22 protein-coding genes are annotated in these 22,156 nt (G+C 73.0%); 13 read left to right on the top strand and 9 right to left on the bottom strand.

Annotated elements, in window-relative coordinates; genetic code table 11:
• Nucleotides 1-3: 3 nt before the first annotated feature.
• The 8 genes from QMZ92_RS01520 (at nt 4) to QMZ92_RS01485 (ending at nt 7,396) form a co-directional block, all read left to right on the top strand.
• Nucleotides 4-378: an FKBP-type peptidyl-prolyl cis-trans isomerase gene (locus QMZ92_RS01520; RefSeq protein ID WP_138056209.1), complete on the top strand. Its 375-nt coding sequence runs from the start codon at nt 4-6 to the stop codon at nt 376-378.
• Between the two features lie 121 nt (nt 379-499).
• Nucleotides 500-1,456: a helix-turn-helix transcriptional regulator gene (locus QMZ92_RS01515; RefSeq protein ID WP_283295379.1), complete on the top strand. Its 957-nt coding sequence runs from the start codon at nt 500-502 to the stop codon at nt 1,454-1,456.
• Between the two features lie 17 nt (nt 1,457-1,473).
• Complete coding sequence (locus QMZ92_RS01510) at nt 1,474-2,430, top strand: helix-turn-helix transcriptional regulator (protein ID WP_138056211.1); 957 nt, start codon at nt 1,474-1,476, stop codon at nt 2,428-2,430.
• 10 nt (nt 2,431-2,440) lie between these two features.
• A complete protein-coding gene (locus tag QMZ92_RS01505; RefSeq protein ID WP_502961963.1) occupies nt 2,441-2,713 on the top strand; it encodes a hypothetical protein in 273 nt (90 codons plus the stop codon).
• A gap of 25 nt (nt 2,714-2,738) precedes the next feature.
• Nucleotides 2,739-2,936: a hypothetical protein gene (locus QMZ92_RS01500; RefSeq protein WP_138056212.1), complete on the top strand. Its 198-nt coding sequence runs from the start codon at nt 2,739-2,741 to the stop codon at nt 2,934-2,936.
• Between the two features lie 212 nt (nt 2,937-3,148).
• A complete protein-coding gene (gene tatA, locus QMZ92_RS01495; protein WP_283295378.1) occupies nt 3,149-3,439 on the top strand; it encodes a Sec-independent protein translocase subunit TatA in 291 nt (96 codons plus the stop codon).
• Between the two features lie 42 nt (nt 3,440-3,481).
• The gene (gene tatC / locus QMZ92_RS01490; RefSeq protein ID WP_283295377.1) at nt 3,482-4,429 is read left to right on the top strand and encodes a twin-arginine translocase subunit TatC; all 948 of its coding nucleotides are present in this window, start codon (nt 3,482-3,484) and stop codon (nt 4,427-4,429) included.
• Nucleotides 4,430-4,567: 138 nt separating this feature from the next.
• Entirely contained in the window at nt 4,568-7,396 is a 2,829-nt protein-coding gene (locus QMZ92_RS01485; protein ID WP_283295376.1) for a DEAD/DEAH box helicase, read from the top strand.
• Between the two features lie 445 nt (nt 7,397-7,841).
• Here the strand turns inward: QMZ92_RS01485 and QMZ92_RS01480 are convergent, their stop codons facing one another.
• From QMZ92_RS01480 to QMZ92_RS01460, 5 genes are all read right to left on the bottom strand, one after another.
• Complete coding sequence (locus tag QMZ92_RS01480; RefSeq protein ID WP_283295375.1) at nt 7,842-8,654, bottom strand: anti-sigma factor; 813 nt, start codon at nt 8,652-8,654, stop codon at nt 7,842-7,844.
• Nucleotides 8,651-9,235, bottom strand: coding sequence for a sigma-70 family RNA polymerase sigma factor (locus QMZ92_RS01475; RefSeq protein WP_283295374.1), 585 nt, complete (start codon nt 9,233-9,235; stop codon nt 8,651-8,653). The genes QMZ92_RS01480 and QMZ92_RS01475 overlap by 4 nt, the downstream gene beginning before the upstream one ends.
• A 474-nt stretch (nt 9,236-9,709) precedes the next feature.
• On the bottom strand, nt 9,710-10,546 hold the full coding sequence (locus tag QMZ92_RS01470; RefSeq protein ID WP_283295373.1) for a siderophore-interacting protein: 837 nt from the start codon (nt 10,544-10,546) through the stop codon (nt 9,710-9,712).
• Nucleotides 10,547-10,594: 48 nt separating this feature from the next.
• Nucleotides 10,595-11,542: a 5'-3' exonuclease gene (locus QMZ92_RS01465; protein ID WP_283295372.1), complete on the bottom strand. Its 948-nt coding sequence runs from the start codon at nt 11,540-11,542 to the stop codon at nt 10,595-10,597.
• A 301-nt stretch (nt 11,543-11,843) separates the two neighbouring features.
• Nucleotides 11,844-12,173 carry a hypothetical protein gene (locus tag QMZ92_RS01460; protein WP_283295371.1) on the bottom strand — a complete coding sequence of 110 codons (330 nt, stop codon included), beginning with the start codon at nt 12,171-12,173 and terminating at the stop codon, nt 11,844-11,846.
• 218 nt (nt 12,174-12,391) lie between these two features.
• On the opposite strand from QMZ92_RS01460, the gene QMZ92_RS01455 reads away from it, so the two are divergent.
• A complete protein-coding gene (locus QMZ92_RS01455) occupies nt 12,392-12,943 on the top strand; it encodes a helix-turn-helix domain-containing protein (protein ID WP_283295370.1) in 552 nt (183 codons plus the stop codon).
• Nucleotides 12,940-13,650, top strand: coding sequence for a helical backbone metal receptor (locus tag QMZ92_RS01450; protein WP_283295369.1), 711 nt, complete (start codon nt 12,940-12,942; stop codon nt 13,648-13,650). The genes QMZ92_RS01455 and QMZ92_RS01450 overlap by 4 nt, the downstream gene beginning before the upstream one ends.
• On the opposite strand, the gene QMZ92_RS01445 is transcribed toward QMZ92_RS01450, so the two are convergent.
• Complete coding sequence (locus QMZ92_RS01445; protein WP_283295368.1) at nt 13,586-14,752, bottom strand: SLAC1 family transporter; 1,167 nt, start codon at nt 14,750-14,752, stop codon at nt 13,586-13,588. The genes QMZ92_RS01450 and QMZ92_RS01445 overlap by 65 nt on opposite strands.
• Nucleotides 14,753-14,822: 70 nt before the next feature.
• On the opposite strand from QMZ92_RS01445, the gene QMZ92_RS01440 reads away from it, so the two are divergent.
• The gene (locus tag QMZ92_RS01440; RefSeq protein ID WP_283295367.1) at nt 14,823-15,746 is read left to right on the top strand and encodes a LysR family transcriptional regulator; all 924 of its coding nucleotides are present in this window, start codon (nt 14,823-14,825) and stop codon (nt 15,744-15,746) included.
• Between the two features lie 52 nt (nt 15,747-15,798).
• Here the strand turns inward: QMZ92_RS01440 and QMZ92_RS01435 are convergent, their stop codons facing one another.
• The 3 genes from QMZ92_RS01435 to QMZ92_RS01425 form a co-directional block, all read right to left on the bottom strand.
• A complete protein-coding gene (locus QMZ92_RS01435; protein WP_283295366.1) occupies nt 15,799-16,476 on the bottom strand; it encodes a gamma-glutamyl-gamma-aminobutyrate hydrolase family protein in 678 nt (225 codons plus the stop codon).
• 306 nt (nt 16,477-16,782) lie between these two features.
• Nucleotides 16,783-18,234 carry an ethanolamine permease gene (gene eat, locus QMZ92_RS01430; RefSeq protein WP_283295365.1) on the bottom strand — a complete coding sequence of 484 codons (1,452 nt, stop codon included), beginning with the start codon at nt 18,232-18,234 and terminating at the stop codon, nt 16,783-16,785.
• 370 nt (nt 18,235-18,604) lie between these two features.
• Nucleotides 18,605-19,333: a FadR/GntR family transcriptional regulator gene (locus QMZ92_RS01425; protein WP_283295364.1), complete on the bottom strand. Its 729-nt coding sequence runs from the start codon at nt 19,331-19,333 to the stop codon at nt 18,605-18,607.
• 78 nt (nt 19,334-19,411) lie between these two features.
• Between QMZ92_RS01425 and QMZ92_RS01420 the strand changes: the two genes are divergently transcribed.
• Nucleotides 19,412-20,776, top strand: coding sequence for a glutamine synthetase family protein (locus QMZ92_RS01420; RefSeq protein WP_283295363.1), 1,365 nt, complete (start codon nt 19,412-19,414; stop codon nt 20,774-20,776).
• A gap of 8 nt (nt 20,777-20,784) precedes the next feature.
• Nucleotides 20,785-22,155 (top strand): aldehyde dehydrogenase family protein, encoded by a 1,371-nt coding sequence (locus tag QMZ92_RS01415; protein ID WP_283295362.1) that lies wholly within the window; start codon nt 20,785-20,787, stop codon nt 22,153-22,155.
• The last annotated feature ends 1 nt before the right edge of the window (nt 22,156 follow it).

Raw genomic sequence — 22,156 nt, 5'->3', positions numbered from 1 at the left:
CACGTGAGCATCGAGAAGCCCGAGATCGACTTCCCGGGCGGCGAGCCGCCGGCCGACCTTGAGATCAAGGACATCTGGGAGGGCGACGGGCCCCAGGCCAAGGCGGGCGACACCGTCTCCGTCCACTACGTGGGCGTGGCCTTCTCCACGGGCGAGGAGTTCGACGCTTCCTGGAACCGCGGCACCCCGCTGCAGTTCCAGCTCGGCGTCGGCCAGGTCATCCAGGGCTGGGACAAGGGAGTGCAGGGCATGAAGGTCGGCGGCCGCCGCCAGCTGACCATCCCGGCACACCTCGCCTACGGCGACCGCGGTGCCGGTGGCGGCCGTATCGCCCCGGGCGAGACGCTGATCTTCGTCTGCGACCTGGTCGCGATCTGATCGCAAGCGGTCCGGTGGGGCCCATGCCCGTACGGGCATGGGCCCCGCGCTTTTGCGACGACGCTCCGTAGCGGTAGGTTCGACGATCAGAAGAACGGTGAGGAAGGGCGGAAGGGCGTCGATGGCCATTGCCAAGGCCGAGCGGCTGATGAACCTGGCGCTGTGTCTGCTCGGGACACGGCGACCGCTCAGCAAGCGGGAGCTGCGCGGCTCCATCGAGGCCTACCTGGAAGCCGCCTCCGACGACGCCTTCAACCGGATGTTCGAGCGCGACAAGGACGACCTTCGCGAACTCGGTCTCGTCATCGCCACGGTGGACAACCTCGACGGCGAGACCGGCTATCTCGCCCGCCGCGACTCCAACCGGCTGCCCCCCATCACCCTCGACGCCGAGGAGGCGGCGGCGCTGGGCCTGGCCGCCAGGGTCTGGCAGCAGGCACGGCTCGCCGGAGCGGCCAGCGGAGCCCTGCAGAAACTGCGCGCCGCCGGGATGCCGGAGGCGGAGGACCTGTACGAAGCCCAGCACGGCGCCCTCGAGCCGCGCATCCCCGTCCACGAGGCGGCTTTCGAGCCCTTGATGCTCGCCTGCCGGGACCGGCGCCCCGTCGTCTTCGACTACCGCAAGTCCAACGCCGTGCGCCCCGAGACCCGCCATGTCGAGCCCTGGACGCTGGAGTGCTGGCGAGGGCACTGGTACCTCGCGGGCTGGGACCGCGACCGCGGTGCCGAGCGGGTCTTCCGCCTCTCCCGCATCACCGGGAAGGTCCGCTCCCGCGCCGGCTCCTTCACCGCGCCGGTGCCCGACGTGGTCACGGTGCGCGAGACGGTCGAGAGCTGGGCCGGCGAGACCGCCACCAGGTCCGCGCGGATCAGGCTGCGTGCGGACGCGGGTTACCCGCTGCGCGCCCGCGCCTCGTCCGTCCGGGAACTCGGCGACGGCTGGGACGAGTTGGAGATTCCGTACGGGCACGGGCTGGACGCCTGGCTGGTGGAGTTCGGACCGGACGTCGTCGTGCTCGAACCCGCGGATCTGCGGGCCGATGTGGTGGACCGGCTGCGCGCCGTGGCCAAGGGCTGAGGGAGACTCGTACAGGCATGGCCGCGAACGCCATCGACCAGACCCGGCGGATGCTCTCGCTGGTGACCTACCTGCGTGAACGTCCCGGGGCGCGTGTCGGGGACGTCGCCCGGGCCTTCGGGATCACCGAGGACGAGCTGATCTCCGACCTCGACGTGCTGCCCATGTGCGGGACCAGCTTCCGCGGCGGCGATCTCCTCGACATCGACACCGACGGTGAGCGCATCTGGTGGCACAACCCCGACGATGTCGCCGAGCCGCTCCGGCTGGCCGCCGACGAGGCGACCGCGCTCCTGGTCGCCGCGCGGGCCGTCGCGACGCTGCCCGGACTGCGGGAGGGCGACCGCGAGGCGCTGGTGCGGGCCACCGCGAAGCTGGAGGCCGCGGCCGGTGAGTCCGCGGGCGCCAGCTCCCGGCTCTCCGTGACCTTCGAATCCGAGGGGGGTGTCTTCGCCGACGTCGACCGCGCCATCTCGGAGCGCCGCAGACTGTGGCTCCGCTACTACTCCCCGGCGCGGGACGAGCTCACCGAGCGAGAGGTCGACCCGATCCGGCTCTTCGCCGTCGGCCACACGTACATGGAGGGCTGGTGCTACCTCTCCGAGGCGCGCCGGACCTTCCGGCTCGACCGGGTGGCCGAGATCCGGCTGCTGGACGAGCCGTCGGCACCGCCGGAGACGGAGCTGCGCGATCTGTCCGAGGGGCTGGTGCAGCCCTCGGCGGAGGATCCCGAGGTCGTCGTCGAGGTCGGCCCGGGAGGCCGTTGGGTGGCCGAGTACTACCCGCACGACAGCGCGGAGGAGCAGCCCGACGGCGGATTGCGGATCAGTCTGCGCACCCCCGACCCGGCGTCCCTGCGGCGGCTCGCGCTCCGGCTGGGGCGCGACGGCCGGATCGTGTCGCCGCCCGGTCTCGCGGAGAGCGCCCGGCGGGCGGCGCGTGAGGCGCTCGCCGCGTACGACAGTCAGGACTGACGGCCGACCGATGGGAACCAAGAGGGATATGTCCGCTCTGTCCGGAATTAGGGCGCCGAAGGTCCCGATCCTCTTCAAGGCCGCCTGCCCCGACTGCCGCGGCCGCTTCGAACTCGCGGCGGGCGCGTTGTGCCTCGCGATCGGCGCGAGCAGGCGGACCACCTTCTACTCCTTCACCTGCCCCGAGTGCGGGGCGGCCGTCCGTAAGCCCGCGGGGGAGCGGATAGTCGAGCTCCTCACCGGGGGCGGCGTGCGGACGCTGCGCCTCCACTCCACCGTCTGACCCCTCCGACATCTAGGCTCTGCCCATGTTCTGGCCCATGCTCGCCATCGCCCTGGGATTCCTCGGGATCGCCGTCCTCGGCGTCCTCGGCGTCCGCGTCTTCCTGGAGGCCCAGCGCCTGGGCCGGCAGGTGGCCGCCACCGCCGAACGCGTCGACCGTGCCGCGGAGGACCTGGAGAGAGCGGCGGCGGGGCTGGCGCGCGCGGGCGAGGCGCTGAGGTAGAGGCGGGTGGTCTCCTCCGTCGGGCGACCCGGAGGTACCCTGCCAGTGGCGGACCCGCTGTCGGTTCGGGTCGCAATCGCCGGTACGTGCGGGCATTGCCCTGCGTTTACTCCGGCGGGTTACGATCGCTGTCAAGTCGGTGATCGGACTCCTGTCCGACCGCCCCCCGGGCAGCCCGCCCTTCAGCCGCCTCAGTGAGAAGGAAGTCGCACATGATCGGCAATCTGAAGCCCCTCGAGATCATCCTGATCATCGTGGTCATCCTGTTGCTGTTCGGCGCCAAGAAACTGCCCGACATGGCCCGTTCGCTGGGCAAGTCCGCCCGGATCCTGAAGAGCGAGGCCAAGGCGATGAAGAAGGACGACGAGCCGGCGGGCGGCCAGACGACGCCGGGCGCCGACCCCGCCGCGCATAAGGACGTCCCTCGCACCATCCAGGCCGCCCCCGGCGATGTGACGAGCAGCCGTCCGGTCTCGGAGCCGAACCGCACGACCCAGAGCTGACCCGGTTCCCCCGACGGTTCCCGCACGAGACGAGGAAGTGGGTTGCTCAAGTCTGCCCGCAAGCTGGAAAGGGACGCCGAGGGGCGCATGCCTCTCGGAGAACACCTGCGTGAGTTGCGCAACCGGCTGATGAAGTCGGTGCTGGCGATCGTGGTGGTGACGATCGTCGCGGCCTTCTTCCAGAAGGAGATCTTCGAGTTCCTGATGCGGCCGATCCTCGAGTCGGTCGGCTGCGTGAACGGTCAGGTCGTCATGCGGAACGGCCAGCTCTGTGCCGAGATGACGACACAGGGCCTCCTCTCGCCGTTCACCATCGCGCTGAAGGTCGCCCTCATGGCGGGCGTGCTGGCGGCGACCCCGGTCTGGCTCTACCAGCTCTGGGCCTTCGTCGCCCCCGGGCTGCACAACCACGAGAAGCGCTATGCGCTGAGCTTCGTGGCCGCCGGCGTACCGCTCTTCGTGGGCGGCGCCTACCTCGCGTACTCGATCCTGCCGCAGACCGCCGAGATCATGCTCGGCTTCGCCCCTTCCGGCGCGAAGCCGCTGCTGCCGCTGGACGACTATCTGGACCTGATCACCCGCATGGTGATCGTCTTCGGCGTCGCCTTCGAGCTCCCGCTGCTCCTGATCCTGCTCAACATGACCGGTGTGCTGACCGGCAGGCGGATGCTCCGCTGGTGGCGCGGAATGATCATCGGCCTCACCGCCTTCGCCGCGATCGCCACGCCGGGTGGTGAGCCGATCTCGATGCTGCTCCTGGCAGGCCCCCTGGCCGTGCTCTACTTCCTCGCCGTGGGCTTCTCCTTCCTCAACGACGCCCGCCGCGGACGCAGGAACCCGGACGCCGGCCTGAGCGACGACGAGGCCTCCGAGCTCGACCTCACGCCCGAGGCCGTCGGCGACGTCGAGGCCGTCCCCGCCGCCCGCGCGCTCCCCGAGCAGCAGAGCGGCGACCGGGACCGGATCAACGGCTACGACGACGTCACCTGATCATGGACGGACATCCCGGGGCCCGGGGTGTCCCGCGGGTGTGGGCGCGGCACGTCCGAACGCCCGTCCCGGGCCTCCGCTCGCGCTCGAATAAGATCGCGCCCACTGTCGGACCCGGCGGGTAGGCTCGACCACAAGATGACAGAGGACCTCTCACCAGCTGAGCGATACGCAGCTGCTCGGACCCGCGCCGCCGAGCAGGCCACCGCGCTCGCTCCCTTCCGCGAGATGTACGACTTCGAGCTGGACCCCTTCCAGATCGAGGCCTGCGAGGCGCTCGAGGCGGGCAAGGGCGTACTCGTGGCGGCTCCCACGGGCTCCGGCAAGACGATCGTCGGCGAGTTCGCCGTGCACCTCGCCCTCACCCAGGGGCGCAAGTGCTTCTACACGACCCCCATCAAGGCGCTGTCCAACCAGAAGTACTCGGACCTGGTGAAGCGGTACGGCCCCGGGAGGGTCGGCCTGCTCACCGGCGACAACAGCGTCAACTCCGAGGCACCGGTGGTGGTCATGACCACCGAGGTCCTGCGCAACATGCTGTACGCCGGCTCCCAGTCGTTGAACGGCCTCGGCCATGTGGTCATGGACGAGGTGCACTACCTCTCCGACCGCTTCCGCGGGGCCGTCTGGGAGGAAGTGATCATCCACCTCCCCGAGTCGGTGACGCTGGTGTCGCTCTCGGCGACGGTGTCCAACGCGGAGGAGTTCGGTGACTGGCTGGACACCGTCCGCGGCGACACCGAGGTGATCGTCTCCGAGTCCCGCCCCGTGCCCCTGTGGCAGCACGTGCTGGCCGGGCGCCGGATGTACGACCTCTTCGAGGAGGAGACCGACCACGGCGGCCGCGGCGCGGCCCGTCGGGAGGTCAACCCCGACCTGGTCCGCCTGGCCAGGATGGAGAACTCGCGCACGTACAACCCGCGGGACCGACGCCGGGGCAAGATGGTCCGCGAGGCCGACCGTGAGCGCGAGCGCCGGCAGCGCGGCCGCATCTGGACCCCGGGGCGGCCCGAGGTCATAGAGCGACTGGACGCGGAAGGGCTGCTGCCCGCCATCACTTTCATCTTCAGCCGCGCCGGCTGCGAGGCCGCCGTCCAGCAGTGCCTGTACGCGGGGCTGCGGCTCAACGACGAGGAGGCCCGCGTCGAGGTACGGGCGATCGTCGAGGAGCGCACGGCGTCCATCCCGCGTGAGGACCTCCACGTCCTCGGCTACTACGAGTGGCTGGAGGGCCTGGAGCGGGGCATAGCCGCGCATCACGCCGGAATGCTCCCGACGTTCAAGGAAGTCGTCGAGGAACTCTTCGTCCGCGGCCTCGTCAAGGCCGTCTTCGCCACCGAGACCCTGGCCCTCGGCATCAACATGCCGGCCAGGTCCGTCGTTCTGGAGAAGCTCGTCAAGTGGAACGGCGAGCAGCATGCCGACATCACCCCCGGCGAGTACACCCAGCTGACCGGACGCGCGGGGCGACGCGGTATCGACGTGGAGGGCCATGCCGTCGTGCTCTGGCAGCGCGGGATGGACCCGGGGGCGCTCGCCGGCCTCGCCGGCACCCGCACCTATCCGCTGCGCTCCAGCTTCAAGCCGTCGTACAACATGGCGGTCAACCTCGTGCAGCAGTTCGGCCGGCACCGCTCGCGCGAGCTTCTGGAGACCTCCTTCGCGCAGTTCCAGGCGGACAAGTCGGTCGTCGGGATCTCGCGCCAGGTGCAGCGCAACGAGGAAGGACTCGAGGGCTACCGGGCGGGCATGGCCTGCCACCTGGGCGACTTCGAGGAGTACGCGCGGCTGCGCCGTGAGCTGAAGGACCGTGAGACCGAACTGGCCAAGCAGGGCGCCGCCCAGCGCCGGGCGGCGGCCGCGGACTCGCTGGAGAAGCTCAAGCCGGGCGACGTCATCCACGTACCCACCGGCAAGTTCGCCGGGCTCGCGCTGGTCCTCGACCCCGGGCTGCCGGCGGGCCGGGCCAACGGCCACCGCGGGTACGAGTACCACGACGGACCACGCCCCCTGGTGCTGACGGCCGAGCGGCAGGTCAAGCGGCTCGCGTCGATGGACTTCCCAGTCCCCGTCGAGCCGTTGGAGCGGATGCGGATCCCCAAGTCGTTCAACCCTCGCTCGCCGCAGTCCCGGCGCGACCTCGCCTCCGCCCTGCGGACCAAGGCGGGGCACATCGTGCCCGACCGGCACCGCAAACCGCGCGCCGCCGCCGCGGACGACCGCGAGATCGCCCGGCTGCGCAAGGAACTCCGCGCCCATCCCTGCCACGGTTGCGACGAGCGCGAGGACCACGCCCGCTGGGCCGAGCGCTACCACCGGCTCCAGCGCGACACCCGGCAGTTGGAGCGCCGCATCGAGGGCCGGACGAACACCATCGCCCGTACCTTCGACCGCATCGTCGCGTTGCTGACCGAGATGGACTACCTCCGCGGCAACGAGGTCACCGAGCACGGCCGGCGGCTCGCCAGGCTCTACGGCGAGTTGGACCTGCTGGCCAGTGAATGCCTGCGTGAAGGAGTGTGGGAGGGGCTGAGCCCGGCCGAACTGGCCTCCTGCGTCTCGGCGCTGGTGTACGAGGCGCGGCAGGCCGACGACGCGGTGGCGCCGAAGCTCCCGTCCGGCAGAGCGAAGGCCGCACTCGGTGAGATGGTGCGCATCTGGGGCCGGCTGGACGCGCTGGAGGAGGAGTTCCGGATCAACCAGGCGGAGGGCGTGGGGCAGCGCGAGCCCGACCTCGGCTTCGCCTGGGCCGCGTACCAGTGGGCCTCGGGCAAGGGCCTGGACGAGGTGCTGCGCGAGGCGGAGATGCCGGCAGGCGACTTCGTGCGCTGGAGCAAGCAGGTCATCGACGTGCTCGGCCAGATCGCGGCCGCGGCGCCCGGGGAGAACTCCACGGTGGCGCGCAACGCCCGCAAGGCCGTGGACGCGGTGCTGCGCGGCGTGGTGGCGTACAGCTCGGTCGGCTGACCGTCACGGCCCGGTGCGCCGCCCCGGCGCGGGCGCACACCGGGCCGTGCGGGCGGCCCACCCCCGGGTGCCGGGACGCCGCACCGCGAGCGGCGCCCGTCGGCTCGGTGGCACCACGGGACCGATCAGCCGGCGCTGCCCTGAAGAGGGGGCCGCGAGCCGAGGTCTCCGCCAGGCGCCCGGCCCGACGCCGGTGTCGGTGGCCGAACGGTGCACCGCGGTGCGGGCGCTCGGCCGGCACGAGGCAGGGAGACGCCGTACCCCGTTGCGACGCCCGGCTACCGCCCGAACGCGAGTGCCAGGCGCCGCAGGTCCGGCGCGCGGAGGACGCGGCGTCCGCGTAGCGGGAGAGGGACGTGAAGTGCACGCGTCGAGCGGGCGGGGACCGCCCCCACTCCGTACACCGCCCCTGCGGGGCGGCGCGTCCCTCCCTGCCGCACCCGCCCTACCCGGCCGGGAAGCTGAGCAGGCCCAGTGGTTCGGAAGTCGGGGCCGGGGAGCCGCCGGAGGGTTCGACGGTGATGCCCATGCCCGTAGCCCGGCCGACCGCGCCGTCCATGAGCAGTGCCTCCGCGCTTCCCGCCGAGGCGAGCAGCCCGGCCGGACGCATGGTCTCGCCGTCCGCGAACCAGAGTTGGTACACCTTGCCGCTGCCCGGCCGGGGCAGGCCGGACGCGAGGAAGACGGCCCGGTCGCGTTCCCGGGAGAGAGCCACCGTGCCGGCGGCACCCTTGCCGAGCGCCGTGCTCAGCGTGCGCACGTCGGGTGCGGTGAGCACGTCCGCGAGTGCCTGAATCCGCCGCTGCGCCAGTTCGGCGACCTCGCGGGCCTCGGCCCGCGCCTCCTCGGCGGCGCGCTGCTGCGCGACCGTGACGCCGCCGAGCGCCGCGAGCCCCGCGACGCAGGCGGCGAGGACGAACCGCGAGAGCCTGCGCCGGCCGGCCGGGCGGGCCCGGTGAACCGGGGCCGGGATCCGGCCGGCCTCCGCGGCGGCGACCTTCGGGGGTTCCTGGCGCACGGTCGAGATCCGGGCCAGCACCTGGGACTTCATCGCGGACGGCGGGGTCTCGGTCGCGGCGAGTCCGAGCCGTGACGCCGTGGCGCCGAGCTCCCGCACCTCCTGCTCACAGGCCGCACACACGGCCAAGTGCCGTTCGAACCGGGCGCGTTCCCGGTCGCCGAGCGCGTTGAGGGCGTATGCGCCCGTCAGCGTGTGCAGCTCGGCGTCCCGCCCCGCTCCCTTCGCCGCGGCGCTCATCCGTTCACCCCCAGGCAGTCGCGCAGACGGATCAGCCCGTCGCGCATCCGTGTCTTGACCGTGCCCAGCGGCACCGCGAGCAGTTCGGCGACCTCCCGGTAGGCGAGGCCGCGGTAGTAGGCCAGGGTCACCGACTGGCGCTGGAGTTCGGTCAACGTGCGCAGACAGCGCCGTACCTGCTCCCGTTCCAGCCGGGCCTCAACCTGTTCGACGACGTCGTCGAACGCCGGTGTGCCGCCGAGCCTTGCGGCTCTCTGCTCGCGTTCGGCGGCCGCCTGGGCGGAGCGTACGCGGTCGACGGCGCGGCGGTGGGCGAGGGTGAGGGTCCAGGTGAGGGCGGAGCCACGGGACGGCTGGTAGCGCGCGGCGGTGCGCCACAGCTCCACCAGTACCTCCTGCGTCACTTCCTCCGACTGTGCCGGATCGCGCAACACCCCGCGGACGACGCCGAGTACGGGTCCGCAGACCGCGTCGTACACACGCGAGAAGGCCTGCTGATCGCCGCGCGCGACCCGGACGAGCAGTTCGTCGAGTCCCGGCCCCGCCGATGGTGCCCCTGTGATGCGTATCGCTTCCTTCACCGCTCTCCCCTCGCCGCGGTCTGCTCCGGCCGGCCCCTCTTCCCCGGACCTGCGTCGCCGCGGGTGTCACTTCCCCTATACGGAGCGGAGGCGGGTCTTGACTGCCGTCGCGCCGAACTTTTTGCGCGTCCGTGTTCCGGCCGAGTTCTGCGCCCGTCCGGGGTGGACGGACGGCGAAGGGCCGGCGGGGGAGAGGGGCCCATGAGCAGCGGAGACGGTTCCGCGGCGGGGCTTGCGGGGCGGCTGGCGGTGCGGGTGCGCGCGAGGCCCCGGTGACGTGCGCCCCGCGGGTCGGCGGGGCGCCCCGGCCGACCGGACGCCGGGCGTGGTCGCGGCCACGGCGCGCGGCGGCCGTGCGTCCTGCGGGGAGGGCCGGCGTCCGTGCCGAGGCGGGCCGGGCGCGAGTGCCGTACCGGCCGTGACCTCTCCGCGCGCCGCATCCCCGTCGTTGGGCGCTCCTGCAGCCCGCAGCGGCTACGCCCCCTGCTCGCGCTCCACTTCCGCGTTCCAGTCGCGCTTGACCGCCCGCCAGGCCTCGTCGGACTTGCCCAGGCGCCAGTAGCCCGAGAGGGAGAGCCGCTCGCGCGGGACGCCCCGCTCCAACCGGAGGTGGCGGCGCAGTTCGCGCACCGCGCCCGCCTCGCCGTGGACGAACGCGTGCACGTCCCCCTCGGGGAACTCCAGTCCACGCACCGCGGCGATCAGAGCCTCGCCGACGGGACGCGCGCCCCGGTGCAGCCAGGTGACGGTCACGCCGTCCGGGGTGGCGATCTTCTGCTCCTCCTCGGGACCGGAGACCTCGACGAAGGCGTGGACCCGTGCGCCCGCCGGCATCTGCTCCAGCGAGGCGGCGATCGCCGGGAGCGCGCTCTCGTCGCCCGCGAGCAGGTGCCAGTCCGCCGCCGGGTCCGGGGCGTAGCCGCCGCCGGGGCCCAGCAGCCGCACGGTCTCACCGGGCCGCACCGCGGCCGCCCACGGTCCCGCGAGTCCCTGGTCGCCGTGGACCACGAAGTCGATGACGAGCTCCCGGTGCGCGGCGTCCCAGGAGCGGACGGTGTACGTCCGGTTGCTCGGCCACTGGTCGCGGGGCAGTTCCTCGCGGATGCGGGCCATGTCGAACGGCTCGGGGTACGTCACTCCGGGCGCCGGGAAGACGACCTTCACATAGTGGTCGGTGAACCCCTCCGTGGCGAACGACGCCAGGCCCTCGCCGCCGAGCACGAGTCGCACCATGTGCGGGGTGATCCGTTCCGTACGCAGGACCAGCGCCTCGTGGACCTGCGGTGCCCTGCGGGCGGCTGTCTCTGCCACGGCGGTCTCCCCTGACTGTAGATGCTTAGGCTTGCCTAAGCTAACACCTCAGTCGCGCGGACTCGCGCTCGCCAGCTCCGTGCGCAGCCGGCCGACCGCCCTGCCGAGCCCCCAGCGCGCGGCCAGTTCATCCAGCCCGGCCGGGTCACGGGGTGCCCTGGGCAGCGCCGGATCGAAGGCGGGCAGGGGTACGTCGTCCGCGACCCGGACGACCTTGGGGGCGACCGCCACATAGGGACGCGACTCGTCCAGCCGCCTGCGCTGTGACGGCGTCAGCCCGGACGCGGGGTCGTCGACAGCTGCCATGATCCCGGCCAGGTCGCCGTACGCGGCCAGGAGCTTCGCCGCCGTCTTCTCGCCGATGCCCGGCACCCCTGGCAGCCCGTCGCTGGGATCGCCGCGCAGCAGCGCCAGGTCCGCGTAACCCGGGCCGTCCACGCCGTACTTCTCGCGGAGTACCGCCTCGTCGGTGGCCTGCATCATGCCCACCCCCTTCAAGGGGTACAGCACGCGGATCCCGCGGGCGTCGTCCACGAGCTGGTACAGGTCGCGGTCGCCGGTGACGATGTCGACCGGCCCCGTCGCCCGTGCCGTGAGCGTGCCGATCACGTCGTCCGCCTCGTACCCCGCGACGCCGACCCGCGCGATGCCGAAGGCGTCAAGGACGTCCTCGATGACGGGCACCTGCGGCGACAGGGTGTCCGGGACCTCCTCCTCGTCCGGTCCCGCCTCGGTCTCCACCGCGACCCGGTGGGCCTTGTACGAGGGGATCAGCTCGACCCGCCAGTGCGGGCGCCAGTCCGCGTCCATGCAGGCCACCAGCTCGTCCGGACGGTGGTCCTGGACCAGCCGGGTGATGAACTCGAGCAGCCCGCGCACGGCGTTGACGGGCGTGCCGTCGGGGGCGCGCACGGAGTCCGGCACCCCGTAGTACGCACGGAAGTACAGGGAGGCGGTGTCGAGCAAGAGAGCCTTACGTAGGCTGCGCGTCGTCATGCGCCCAGGATGCCCGTTGGACGGCGGGAAAACGAAGGTGCCCCCCGCCGGTCACGGCAGAGGCCTTCACGCCGTCGGCCGGGCGTCAGGCGCCGCCGCCCGCCACGGTCGCGGCGCACCCCGAGCGCCGATCGGCGGGACGGCGGCGGGCGGTCCACGCGTCGCGGTGGCGCTGTGGAACCGCAGCTCGCCGCAGTCGATGCACGGGGCCGTCCGATGCCGCCCCGGACGGACCGCCGGGACCACGGCTTCCGTTCCCTTCTCCTCCTCGGCCCCCTGACCGGACTGGTCGGTCTGGGTGTCATGCGGAGCGCCCGAGTGCGTGCGGTGGGCTGGCGGAGCCGTCCTGCCCGGTGATCACCAGGTGAGCGGGGTGCTGGGCATCGATCGCCATGTCGTTGTCGTTCGTCTTCGGCCGGACGACCGTCTGGCGCTCGGCGGCGATCCGGCCGTACGGCTCCTCGAGGGCACGGACCTCGGCGGCGCCCCGGCCGACGGGGACACTGGTGGTCGTCGTCCGCCTCGTGGCCCGGTCGCGGTGACCGGGGCAGCGGCATGGGCGCAGCCCACCGGCCCGGAAGCGAGGATCCAGGAAGCCGGCAGGGGCGAGGAGCAGGGACGTCGTGAGCACCTGGCCGGCGGAGAACCCGGACCCCGCCGGCAAGGGGCCGCCCCCGGCCGGGGGCGCGGCGAAAGGCGCACGGCCGTAACAGACCAGCGGAATCCGCCACCGGTGAGGGCCCCGTCACATAACGTGGCGGGGACCTCGTCGTTGCGGCAGGGGCAACGGAGGGTTGCCCGGGCCGGAACGTGCGTAAGGTACAGAGAGAGGAGGGAGGGACCTCAGCCATGGGAGACAAGGAAGCGCTCCGCGTGGGCTCCGCCGTCCGCCGAAGGCGCCGGGCCCTGGAACTGACGCTCGCCGCCGTCGCCGGACGCAGCGGCCTGTCCGTGCCCTTCCTCAGCCAGATCGAGAACGAACGGGCCCGGCCCAGTATGCGCTCGCTGCACCGCGTCGCCGACGCGCTCGAGACGACCGCCGCCGAGCTGCTCGCCGCCGCCGACTCCTGCCGGGTCGTCGACGTCGTCCGCGCGTACGACACCGGTCTCGTCGCCCGGCCGGGCGTGCGCCATCTGGTGCGCGGTCACCACCAGCTCCACGCCGTCGAGTTCACCGGCGAGCAGGACGCCGGAGGCGAGCACCAGCACCGCAACGACGAGCTGATGTACGTGGCCGACGGTGGCGCCGAGGTCGAGGCCGAGGGCCGTGCCCACCGTCTGGAGAAGGGCGACACGCTCTTCCTCTCCGGCGGGGTGCTCCACCGCTGGCGGGCCACCCGTCCCGGCACCCGCCTCCTCGTCGTCGCCGTCGCCGACCACATCGAGGCCGTCGCACCGTGACCCGGGTCGTCTCGCTGGTGCCCTCGCTCACGGAGGCCATCGCGGTCAGCGCGCCCGGGCTGCTGGCCGGTGCCACGGACTGGTGCACCCGTCCCGCCGGCCTCCGCGCCGCCAGGATCGGGGGTACGAAGAACCCCGACGTGGAGGCGGTGGTCGGGCTGCGGCCCGATCTCGTGGTCGCCAACGAGGAGGAGAACCGGGAGCCCGACCTCGCCGCGCTGCGTGCCGCCGGGCTCGACGTGCTCGTCACCGAGGTGAGGACGCTGACGCAGGCGTTCACCGAGCTGCAGCGGGTGCTGGACGCCTGCGGGGTGCCCCGTCCCCGGTGGCTCGACGACGCCGAGGCCGCCTGGGACGCCGTCGAACCGCCGGCCGCGCCGCGCCGTGCGGTGGTGCCGGTCTGGCGGCGGCCCTGGATGGTCCTCGGCCGCGACACCTTCGCCGGCGACGTGCTCGCCCGGCTCGGCGTCGACAACGTCTACGCCGCGCACCCGGACCGCTATCCCCGCATCCCGCTCGACGAGCTGAACGCCGCGGGCGCGGACCTGGTCGTACTGCCCGACGAGCCCTACCGTTTCACCGCGGACGACGGTCCGGAGGCCTTTCCGGGGCTCCCCGCCGCTCTCGTCGACGGGCGCATGCTCACCTGGTACGGGCCGTCGCTGGCGGCGGCGCCGACGGCGCTGCGAGCAGCGCTCCGCGGGTGAGGCCCCGCACCGTGAGGGTCCCGGCCACGGCCCAGGCCACGACCAGGAAGGCGTACAGCACGGCCGCCGCCCACGCCGGAGCGGCCGCACCCGAGCGCGCCGACAGCGCCGCCGCCCCCGTCACGCACGTACCGACCGGGAACGTGAAGGCCCACCAGGTCATCGCGAACGGCATGCCCCGGCGGGCCGCCCGCACCACCAGCGCCGCGGCCGGGAGGAGCCACAGCAGCGCGAGGCCGAGCGCCACGGTCCCGTAGGCCGTCGCGAAGGAGCCGAGGACCGCCGCGTCCGCCGGTCCGACCGCCGAGGGGGCCGCGTCCGCCAGCTTGTGCACGGCGGTCGTGGACTGGCCCAGCGGGCCGAGCACGAGGAACAGGGCAGGCGTGAGGGCGAGCGGCGGTGGGCCCTCACGGAGGAGCCGCAGGGTCACCAGCGGCAGGATCACGAGCACGGCGAGCAGGCTCACGGCGAACAGCCCGTAGCAGCCCAGCAGCGCGGCCCCGCGCAACGGTCCGGCGGGCACCCTGCCCACGAGGAGCGCGCCCAGAGTCGCCGCCACCATCGGGGCCACCACGGGCAGCAGCCACACCGGTGAGGCGTCCCCCGCCGTCACCCTGCGCCGGGTGACGAGAAGACACGGAATCGCCACCGCGGCCGTCAGCCCCGTCAGCGTGCCGGCGGCGAACAGGGCCGTCGCCGTCAGAACCGCCGCGTGTTCGCCGACGACGCCCCCGCCGACCGTGAGCGAGCCGATGCCGACCGCGAGGAGCGCCATCGCCGTACAGCCCTGGAACGGGGCGACCGCCGGATCGAGGAGATCGGCACGCGCCCGGTCGCGGTGGCGTGCCCAGTGCGCGGCGCGCGCGACCAGCACGGTGGCGAGCGCCAGCGCGGAGAGCGCCCATACCGCCCCGAGCGCGTCCCGTGTTCCCGCGGGCCCCACCGGCAGGGCCGCACCGGCGATGGCCACCGCGGCCGTGCCCATGACGGCGGAGTACCAGTTCGGCCCGAGCCGGCGCAGTGCCGGCTCGGGCCGCTGCGGGCGGACCGGGCCGGGCGGCACGGCGGGGGAGGAGGCGCGGGGGTGGGCGACGGTGACCATGGCCCCACACTGTGGTCCCGACGCGCCGCCCACCAGGCACTCCGTCACTATGGCCCCATAAGCTGACCTTATGAGCGAAGGAGAACGCGGGCCCGTGGCCCACCGGGTGCCCGACCTCGCCGCGCTGGAACTGCTGCTCGCGGTCGCCCGGCACGGGAGCCTGGGGCGCGCCGCACGTGAACTCGGCGTCACCCAGCCGGCGGCGAGCAGCCGGATCCGTTCCATGGAGCGGCAGTTGGGCGTCGCGCTGGTGGACCGCTCGCCGCGCGGGTCCCGGCTCACGGACGCGGGCGCGCTGGTCACGGACTGGGCGCGGCGGATCGTGGAGGCGGCCGAGGCGTTCGACGCCGGCGCGCAGGCGCTGCGTGACCGGCGCGACTCCCGGCTGAGGGTCGCCGCCAGCATGACCATCGCCGAGTACCTGCTGCCCGGCTGGCTGATCGCACTCCGCCTGGAACGACCCGGCACCGCGGTGTCACTGCTCGCGGGCAACTCGGCGGCGGTGGCGGAGCGTCTGCTGCGCGGCGAGGCGGACCTCGGGTTCGTCGAGGGGCTGGCGGTGCCGGAGGGGCTCGACGGCACGGTCGTCGGCCACGACCGGCTCGTGGTCGTCGCGGCGCCCGGCCATGCGTGGGCGCGCCGGCGTTCGCCGCTGTCGCCGGACAAGCTGGCCGCGACCCCACTGGTGCTGCGCGAGCGCGGCTCGGGCACCCGGCAGGTGCTCGACTCGGCGCTCGCGGACCACGGCGGTCTCGCGGAGCCGCTGCTCGAACTCGCCTCCACCACGGCGGTGAAGGCGGCAGCCGTGAGCGGCGCCGGTCCCGCGGTCCTCAGCGAACTCGCCGTGACGGAGGAACTGGCGTCCCGCCGCCTCGTCCGCATCCCCGTCGAGGCGGTCCGCCTGCGCCGCGACCTCCGCGCCGTCTGGCCCCACGGCCACCGCCCCACGGGCCCGGCCCGCGACCTGCTGTCGCTGACGCGGTCCGGGGGCTGAGGGCCGGGCGGGCGGGAGCGTGCACCCTCGGGGGACAGCCCTGAGTGAGCGGTCAGGAGGCGGCGCGGACGAGACCCGCCATGACGCGGGTGTCGTCGGCCATCTCCGGGTGCCACTGCACCCCGAGCACCCAGGCCGGGCCCGGGAGCTCGACGGCCTCCACGGTGCCGTCGTGCGCGTGCGCCGAGACGACGAGGCCGTCGCCGAGGCGGTCCACGGACTGGTGGTGGTACGTGGGAACGGACGACTCGTCCGCCACCAGCGAGGCGTACCGCGTGCCGGCGACCGGCGTCACGGCGTGCCGGCCGAACACGCCGACGGCCTCCACGTGCCCGTCGAGGTGCTGGACGAGCGTGCCGCCGAGGGCGACGTTCAGCAGTTGCATCCCCCGGCAGATCCCGAGCAGCGGGGTGCCGGTGTCGATCGCAGCCCGGATCAGGGCCAGTTCCCAGGCGTCCCGCTCCCGGGCCGGCGGTCCGGTGCGGGGATGGGGTTCGGCCCCGTACCGGACGGGCTCGACGTCGGGCCCGCCCGCGATGACCAGCCCGTCGAGCCGGGCCACGGTCGCGGCGGCCCGGCCGGGCTCGTCCGGCGGCAGCATCGCGGCGATGCCCCCGGCCGACTGGACGAGGCGCGGATAGCCGACGGGCAGCAGTGCGGCGGGCAGGCGCCACACGCCCCACGAGGCGTCCTCCAGGTAGGTGCTGACGCCGATGAGCGGCTGGGTCACGGTCGCGGGTCCTCCGGTCGTGATGCGGTGGTGCGGTTGTCTGGTGCTGCGTGGACGTCCTGGTCCGGCCTCCGTGACGCGGGACCACGGGCGATGTGCGCACGGTGCCGGACGCCCGGCTCCGGGGTGAAGGGCCACGGAGGCCCGGTCCGCCCGGGGCGGAGCCGTGAGGCCCGACCGCCCGGGCAGGGCCGCGAGGCCCGGGACCACGGCCGCCGGCAGCGGGTGCGCGCCCCCGGGTTCCATGGTGCGGCGTCCGCGGTCCGGCGCCCGATCGGCGGGCGCCGGACCGCGGACGCCGGCGCGTCAGTCGCGGGCCAGTTCCGCCTCGGCCGCGGCGAGTGCCGCGAACTCCTCCTCCGGGGCACGGGCCACGAGACGGTTCCGACTGTAGAAGGCGAAGTAGGCGAGGGCGACGCCGTACACGGCGAGTGCGATGAACGCTGCGTCCTTGTCCACCAGGAAGGTCGCCACCAGCGCGGACAGCGCGAGGACGAAGGCGACGGACGAGGTCACCACACCGCCGGGGGTGCGGTACGGACGCGGCAGGTCCGGCTCGCGCCGCCGCAGCACGATGTGGGACAGCGCCATCAGGGCGTAGCTGATCGTCGCGCCGAAGACGGCGATGTTCAGCATCCGCGCCCCGTCCCCGGTGCCGGCGGCCAGTGCGAAGCCGATCGCGCCGGGGATCAGCAGACCCAGGTAGGGCGACTTGCGGCGGCTGGTCAGCGACAGGAAGCGGGGCAGGTAGCCCGCGCGGGAGAGGGCGAACAGCTGGCGCGACCCGGCGTAGATGAGCGAGAAGAACGAGGCGACCAGGCCGGCGAGTCCGGCGTAGTTGACGAAGCGGCTCAGCGCCGTCGGGTCGCCGTCGCCCTGCAGTGCCACCACCAGCGGGTTGCCCGCCTCCTGGATCGCGGCCGAGCCGCGGGCACCGGTGGCGGCGAAGAAGGTGATCAGGGCCAGCAGCACCAGGATCGACATCGACAGCGCGAGTGCCTTCGGCATGGACCGGACCGGGTCCTTGGCCTCCTCCGCTGCGAGCGGTACACCCTCCACGCCGAGGAAGAACCACATGCCGAACGGGAACGCGGCCCAGATGCCGAGCAGTCCGAACGGCAGCCAGGAGTTGGAGCCCATCGCGTCGTCGTCGACCGGGATGTCGTTGAGTCCGCTCACCTGGAAGTCGGTGAACGCTCCCATGGCGAAGATCAGCAGCGCGGCGACGGCGATCACGGTGACGATGAGACTGAAGCGCAGCGCCTCGCCCACGCCCCACAGGTGAATGCCGATGAAGACAGCGAAGCAGGCGAGGTAGACGGGCCAGCCGGACTCCAGTCCGAAGAGCCCGAGTGACTCGACGTAGTCGCCGATGAAGATCGAGATGGCGGCGGGCGCCAGGATGTACTCGATGAGGATGGCCGTACCGGTGAGGAAGCCGCCCCAGGTGCCGAGTGCCCGGCGCGCGAACCCGTAGCCGCCGCCCGCGGTCGGCAGGATGGCCGACAGTTCGGCGAGGGCGAAGACGAGACAGGCGTACATCAGGCCCATCAGCACGGTGGCGGCGGCGAGTCCGCCGAAGCCCCCCTTGGACAGGCCGATGTTCCAGCCGGAGAAGTCGCCGGAGACGACGTAGGCGACGCCGAGCCCGGTGAGCAGCAGCCAGCCCGCGCTGCCTCGGCGCAGGGTCCGGCGTTCGAGATAGTTGTCCGGTGGAGTGTTGCCGCTCCCGGTGGTGTCGGTGTCTTCCAGCGTCATGGCAGAGCTCCCGCGTCGGGCCCAATGGAATGGAGCCATACCTTTGCGGTGACGGTGGGGAAACGCAAGACCCCTGCGTTACTTTCGGATTACGCCGTCCCGGTCCCGGGGGTGAGCGGCGGCGTGTCCGCGACCCCTTCCGCCCGCCGCCGACGGCATACGGGCCGGGCCTCGCCGGCCTTCCGCCGGCCCGCGCCGACCGCGCCGGGCGGGGTGCCCGGCCCTGGCGCGGCTCGTCCGGAGGGCGGTGGAAGGGGCCGTTCCCGAGGTCCGTACCGGGCCTTCCCGGTCCTGCCGGTGATCCGCACGGCGCTTCTCGCGCACGGGAGGCGTCCGGCGGAGCCCGTACGGGGCATCCGTGCGGCGGACCTCACGCGAGGAAGCCGCGCAGCAGCGCAGCCGTGCCCTCGCAGTGCTCCCGCATCACCTCGCGCGCCGTGTCCGCGTCTCCCTCCAGGACCGCCTCGACCAGCGCGACGTGCTGCTGCTGGGAGTGCTCCAGATTGCGCACGAGCAGCGGGATGCAGTCGAGCAGATCGTTCACGGCCGCTCGGACGGCCGCGTACTGCTTGGTCAGCGTGGGTGAACCGGACAGCTCGGCGAGCGTGAGGTGCAGAAGCGTGTCGCACCGCCGGTAGGCGTCCAGGGGTGCGTCGTGCGTCGCCGTCAGTGCCGTGCGCAGCCGCCCGGCGCCCTCCTCGGAGAGGCCGTGCGCCGCGCACAGCCCCGCCGCGCCGACCTCCAGGACCTCCCGGAAGCGCAGCGTGTCCTCGACGTCGACGGCCGCGATCCGGCGGCGCAGCTCGTCCTCGCCCTCGGTGCGCGGGCGGTGCAGGACGAACGTTCCTCCGTAGCGGCCGCGCCGGCTCTCCACCAGGCCCTCCTCCTGGAGGACCTTGAGCACCTCGCGCAGCGTGACCCGGCTGATGCCCATGCGCTCGGCGAGTTCACGCTCGGCGGGCAGCCGTTCGCCGCCGGGCACCAGTCCCAGCCGCACGACCTGCAGGACCTGTTCGAGGGCCTCCTCGAAGCCGTTTCCCCCGCGCACCGGCCGCAGCACGGACGTGAGCCGGTCCCCGGACTCGCTCTTCTCGACCACGTTGCGGTTTCCCCTTCCCAAGCAATGGTCTTCGGCAATACCTTATGGCTCCCGGCTGACCTTAGGAGGCGCAATCCCGTGGCAGACCGCACACCCCCGCTGAGCGTCGAGGAGCTCAGAGTCCTCGTCGCGAGCGGTGAGATCGACACCGTAGTCCTGGCCTTTCCCGACATGCAGGGCAGGCTCCAGGGAAAGCGGTTCGCCGCCCGGTTCTTCCTCGAAGAGGTCCTGGAACACGGTACGGAGGGCTGCAACTACCTGCTCGCCGTCGACACCGAGATGAACACCGTGGACGGCTACGCCATGTCCTCGTGGGAGCGTGGTTACGGCGACTTCGCCATGCACCCCGACCTGGCCACACTGCGCCGTGTCCCGTGGAACGAGGGCACGGCCATGCTCATCGCCGACCTGGCGTGGAACGACGGCGCTCCGGTCGTCGCCGCACCCCGCCAGATCCTGCGCCGCCAGCTGGAGCGCCTGGCCGAGCACGGCTGGACCGCCCAGGTCGGCACCGAGCTGGAGTTCATCGTCTTCAAGGACAGCTACGAGCAGGCCTGGGACAGCGGCTACCAGGGCCTCACCCCGGCCAACCAGTACAACATCGACTACTCGGTCCTCGGCACCGGCCGCATCGAGCCGCTGCTGCGCCGGATCCGCAACGAGATGGCCGCCGCCGGCCTGACCGTCGAGTCCGCCAAGGGCGAGTGCAACCCCGGCCAGCACGAGATCGTGTTCCGCTACGACGAAGCCCTCGTCACCTGCGACCAGCACGCGATCTACAAGACCGGAACCAAGGAGATCGCCGCCCAGGAAGGCGTCTCGATCACCTTCATGGCGAAGTACAACGAGCGCGAGGGCAACTCCTGCCACATCCACCTCTCCCTCGCGGACGCCGACGGCCGCAACGCCATGGCGGGCGACGGACCGGACGGCATGTCGCCGGTCATGCGGCACTTCCTCGCCGGGCAGCTCGCCGCCCTGCGCGACTTCTCCCTGCTGTACGCGCCGAACATCAACTCGTACAAGCGGTTCCAGCCGGGTTCCTTCGCCCCGACCGCCGTCGCCTGGGGCCACGACAACCGGACCTGCGCCCTGCGCGTCGTCGGCCACGGTCGTTCGATGCGCTTCGAGAACCGGCTGCCCGGTGGCGACGTCAACCCCCACCTCGCCGTCGCCGCACTGGTCGCGGCCGGCCTGTACGGGATCGAGCAGAAGCTGGAGCTGCCCGAGGTCTGCGCCGGCAACGCCTACGCCGCCGGCTACGAACAGGTCCCGACGACCCTCCGTGAGGCCGCCGAGCTCTGGGAGAACAGTCCCATCGCCAAGGCCGCCTTCGGGGACGAGGTCGTCGCCCACTACCGCAACATGGCCCGGGTCGAGCTCGAAGCCTTCGACGCCGCGGTGACCGACTGGGAGCTCCGCCGCTCCTTCGAACGCATGTGAGGCACCACTTGTCGCAACCGTACGCACTCGACGTGCTCAACCCGGCCACCGAGGAGGTCGTCGCCACCGTTCCCGGTGCGGACGCCGCCGACGTCGACGCCGCGGTGGGCCGGGCCGCGCGTGCCCAGCGCGCCTGGGCTGCCGCGGCCCCCGCCGACCGGGCCAGGCTGCTGCGCCGATTCGCCGCCGTCGTCGACGACCACATCGAGGAACTCGCCCTGCTCGAGGTCCGCGAGGCCGGGCACACCATCGGCAACGCCCGCTGGGAGGCCGGTAACGTCCGCGATCTGCTCGACTACTCCGCGGGGGGAGTGGAGCGCCTCACCGGCCGCCAGATCCCCGTGCCGGGCGGCATCGATCTGACCCTCCTCGAGCCGCTCGGCGTCGTGGGCGTCATCGCTCCCTGGAACTTCCCCATGCCGATCGCCGCGTGGGGCGCCGCACCCGCGCTCGCCGCCGGCAACGCCGTCGTCCTCAAACCCGCCGAGACGACCCCGCTGACCGCGCTGCGCCTCGCCGAACTCGCCCTGGAGGCGGGCCTTCCCGAGCACCTCTTCCAGGTGCTGCCCGGTTACGGGGCCGTCGCGGGCGACGCGCTGGTCCGCCACCCCGGCGTGGCCAAGATCGTCTTCACCGGCTCCACCCGGGTCGGCAAGCAGATCATGGCGCTCTGCGCCGAGCGTGTGAAGCGGGTGACCCTCGAACTCGGCGGCAAGAGCCCCAACATCGTCTTCGCCGACGCCGACATCGAGGCGGCGGCCGCCGCGGCACCGATGGCCTTCCTCGACAACGGCGGCCAGGACTGCTGCGCGCGCACCCGCATCCTCGTGCAGCGTCCGGTGTACGACGCCTTCCTCGACCGCCTCGCCCCCGCGCTGAAGTCGGTCGTCGTCGGCGACCCCGCCGACGAGGCCACGCAGATGGGACCGCTCATCTCGCGGGCCCAGCTCGACCGCGTACGGGCCTATGTCACCGACGACCTCGCGACGGTCCGGGGCAGCGCCCCCGACGGCCCCGGCTTCTGGTTCCCGCCGACGCTCGTCACCGGAGTCGCCCCCGAGGCGCCCGTCGCCACCGAGGAGGTCTTCGGCCCCGTCGCCGTCGTGCTGCCCTTCGACGACGAGGACGACGCCGTACGCCTCGCCAACGCCACCGAGTACGGGCTCTCCGGGTCCATCTGGACCCGTGACGTCGGCCGGGCGCTGCGGGTCTCCGGGGCGGTCGCCGCGGGCAACCTGTCCGTCAACTCCCATTCCAGCGTCCGCTACTGGACGCCGTTCGGCGGATACGGGCAGTCCGGCCTCGGCCGTGAGCTCGGTCCCGACGCCCTCACCGCTTTCACCGAGACCAAGAACGTCTTCATCAGCACGGAGGCCTGAG

The sequence above is a fragment of the Streptomyces sp. HNM0645 genome (assembly GCF_030056615.1).
GTDB lineage: Bacteria > Actinomycetota > Actinomycetes > Streptomycetales > Streptomycetaceae > Streptomyces > Streptomyces marianii.
Note: the sequence above shows the minus strand (reverse complement) of the source record. Positions and strands in the feature narration are given on the sequence as shown.

Bases quoted from the DNA above. Each gene is read 5' to 3' on its own strand.
- QMZ92_RS01500 (WP_138056212.1), top strand. From the start codon at position 2,739: ATGTTCTGGCCCATGCTCGCCATCGCCCTGGGATTCCTCGGGATCGCC.
- tatA (WP_283295378.1), top strand. From the start codon at position 3,149: ATGATCGGCAATCTGAAGCCCCTCGAGATCATCCTGATCATCGTGGTC.
- QMZ92_RS01480 (WP_283295375.1), bottom strand. From the start codon at position 8,654: ATGAGCGCCGCGGCGAAGGGAGCGGGGCGGGACGCCGAGCTGCACACG.
- QMZ92_RS01505 (WP_502961963.1), top strand. From the start codon at position 2,441: ATGGGAACCAAGAGGGATATGTCCGCTCTGTCCGGAATTAGGGCGCCG.
- eat (WP_283295365.1), bottom strand. From the start codon at position 18,234: ATGACGCTGGAAGACACCGACACCACCGGGAGCGGCAACACTCCACCG.
- QMZ92_RS01485 (WP_283295376.1), top strand. From the start codon at position 4,568: ATGACAGAGGACCTCTCACCAGCTGAGCGATACGCAGCTGCTCGGACC.
- QMZ92_RS01445 (WP_283295368.1), bottom strand. From the start codon at position 14,752: ATGGTCACCGTCGCCCACCCCCGCGCCTCCTCCCCCGCCGTGCCGCCC.
- QMZ92_RS01510 (WP_138056211.1), top strand. From the start codon at position 1,474: ATGGCCGCGAACGCCATCGACCAGACCCGGCGGATGCTCTCGCTGGTG.
- QMZ92_RS01440 (WP_283295367.1), top strand. From the start codon at position 14,823: ATGAGCGAAGGAGAACGCGGGCCCGTGGCCCACCGGGTGCCCGACCTC.
- QMZ92_RS01455 (WP_283295370.1), top strand. From the start codon at position 12,392: ATGGGAGACAAGGAAGCGCTCCGCGTGGGCTCCGCCGTCCGCCGAAGG.
- QMZ92_RS01465 (WP_283295372.1), bottom strand. From the start codon at position 11,542: ATGACGACGCGCAGCCTACGTAAGGCTCTCTTGCTCGACACCGCCTCC.
- QMZ92_RS01515 (WP_283295379.1), top strand. From the start codon at position 500: ATGGCCATTGCCAAGGCCGAGCGGCTGATGAACCTGGCGCTGTGTCTG.